This window comes from Sphingobium limneticum (genome assembly GCF_008710155.1).
Lineage (GTDB): Bacteria > Pseudomonadota > Alphaproteobacteria > Sphingomonadales > Sphingomonadaceae > Sphingobium > Sphingobium limneticum.
In genome coordinates, this window is record NZ_VYPZ01000077.1 from 1 (window position 1) to 2,325 (window position 2,325).

A 2,325-nucleotide genomic window follows, 5' to 3' on the forward strand; every position below is an offset into this window, starting at 1 on the left:
TTGCGGGCACGGCCATTAATCCAAGGCCTAACGCGCCGCTTAATGTACTTTTTTTCATTTTACCCCCCTTGCGAATCGTTCTCAATCTGTGCGCCGCCCTATGATATATGCAACTGCTTCGCAATAGTAATGCGTACTCGAAAGTTGCAGTTGCATTTCAAGGAAACACCGACACTCCAAAAGAAACTCGCGACGACGAGCTATTCCTTTCTGCCATCGGCACCCTAGCAAAAGGGCAGCGTGGAAAACAGCTACGGTCGCATACGGCGCTTCCTGCCGTCTGAGAGACCTCTGTGGTTGCCGCCCGTGAGGCAAGAAGTTTCTGAACCGGTGAACAGGTGATCGAGCGCGGTCTTCTGTCAGGCCTTTGATTGCAGCGTTTTCCAGAAGACGCTGGCCGGTATGGTGATCCGCGGATCAGGTCCAAATCTGATTCACGAGCTCGAAGCTCGGGACTCTTAACTGGTTTTCCTGATCCAGATCTGTTCGATCATTTTGCCCATTCGGGTCGTCGCCTTCTCACTCCCCCTTGCCAGCTGGGGCCTTGCGCAGCCTTTCTATCAGGCGGCGATTGCCGTTGCCGGGGTTCGATAATCTTCCTGTTTCGTCAACATCGCCCAGATCATCCGGGCCATCTTGTTGGCCAAGGCGATTGCCACCAGCATCCGTGGCTTGCGCGCCAGCATGCGGGCTAGCCACGGTGTTTCTGGGATCGATTTTCGGCCCATCCAGTTCAATCGCGACATTGCGCCCATGATAAGCAGCTGCCGAATGTCGCTTTGCCCAGCCTTGGAGACACGGCCATGACGTGTCTTGCCTCCGCTCGAATGCTGTTTCGGCACCAATCCCAGCCAAGCGGTGAAGTCCCTGCCGCATTTGAAGCTCTCCATTGGCGGGGCAAACGCTTCGACCGCCAAAGCCGGCATCGGCCCCACTCCGGGCATGGTCTGTAGCCTTCGGGCCATGTCTGCTTGTCCTGCCAGGTCCTTGATCCGGCGGTCGCTTGTCGCAATCCGCACGGTCATTGCTTCGATCTGCTCCAGCAAATCGCGGCATTCAATCCGGGCAATCTCAGGCAGATCACTGTTGGACTCGGTGATGATCGCGGCGATCCGGGGCAAATTATTGACGCCTTGCGGCACCACATGACCGAGCTCGTAAAGAAAAGCGCGCAGCATGTTGACCAGTTCGGTGCGCTGTTGAACTAGCCGGGTCAGTTCGGATCCTGCCACACCCCGCCGCCGCAGCCTCGGACTGCTTTCCCTCACGGTTTTCAACGCCCGGTCGATCGTCGCTGCGCTCATCTGCAACAACTTCGCCTTGATCGCAGGTTCCAGGTCAAGATGGCCATGGCCTTCCATGGCCTCAATCAGGATCGGTATGAGTGGCCGCAACCGCTTACCGCAGAGGCGGTCGCTCGCTTCCCACAATAGGATCAGCGCGGTTCGCACCGCCTCGGTATAAATCCTGCGCTCGGGACGCGCCGTCTGCCGCGACGGCGCCTTCTCTCGCAAAATCCGCATCGCATGCTTGCGGTGCAATCCTGTGACTGCGACGAACTCGTCGAGAACCTTGCCCTTGCTCGTTCGATCAGCCGCGCGATACCGCTCGCCAACCGCTTCAACCAATTCTCTCCGCGTCGCCATGCTCACCTTCCTCATCGTTTACTCCCTGCCACCGTCGGGAGCATTTTAGATGAGGCAACTGGACAACAATCGGGAGCAATTCAGGCGAGGCAATGCGCTGGCTGTTCAGTTCGTCACGCTTCTTGGCGGCAAGGACGTATCCGCGCTCGATAAATGGCTCGAACAGGCAACTGACAGTGAACTTAGCAGCTTTGCGGGCGGCATCACACGGGACATTGATGCAGTCAGGGGCGGGATCACGACCCGTTGGACGACGAGCCCGGTCGAAGGTCAGATCAGTAGAGTCAAAGCCATAAAGCGGCAGATGTACGGACGAGCAAACTACCAACTCCTGCGACAGCGAGTGTTGCTGGCCGCCTGATCATCGATCAGGCCTCCAAAGGCTTCCTCGAGCAGACTGCACCAAAGATGCGGAAGAACCCCTGATCGTCGCGCAACACAAATTTGACGAACTTCTGAATCGGGCTCTGAAACGGACCTGGCGTTGCTATTGGATAGGGAAATCCAGGCCGTTGCTGATCGCTTCAACGGTACACCTCACAAGCCCCTGAACTGTTGAGTTGCACTGAGAAGTGACCCGGGAGGGTTATAAGTTTTCACTGAGAATTGACCCATGTTTTCCTCGCCCCTGGCTGACAGTCAGGAGGCATCGGAGTGATCGACATGGACCTACTCAGTG

Annotated in this window: 1 protein-coding gene and 1 pseudogene; one reads left to right on the forward strand and one right to left on the reverse strand. The window is 57.0% G+C overall.

Translation table 11 applies throughout. The features are described 5' to 3' along the window. Positions 1 to 560 precede the first annotated feature (560 nt). Positions 561 to 1,661: an IS110 family RNA-guided transposase gene (locus tag F4U94_RS25430; protein WP_081912715.1), complete on the reverse strand. Its 1,101-nt coding sequence runs from the start codon at positions 1,659 to 1,661 to the stop codon at positions 561 to 563. Positions 1,662 to 1,737: 76 nt separating this feature from the next. Here F4U94_RS25430 and F4U94_RS23975 point away from each other — a divergent pair. Further along, a pseudogene (locus F4U94_RS23975) lies at positions 1,738 to 2,007 on the forward strand (transposase); the annotation flags it as partial. Between the last annotated feature and the right edge of the window lie 318 nt (positions 2,008 to 2,325).

Bases quoted from the DNA above. Each gene is read 5' to 3' on its own strand.
- F4U94_RS25430 (WP_081912715.1), bottom strand. From the start codon at position 1,661: ATGAGGAAGGTGAGCATGGCGACGCGGAGAGAATTGGTTGAAGCGGTT.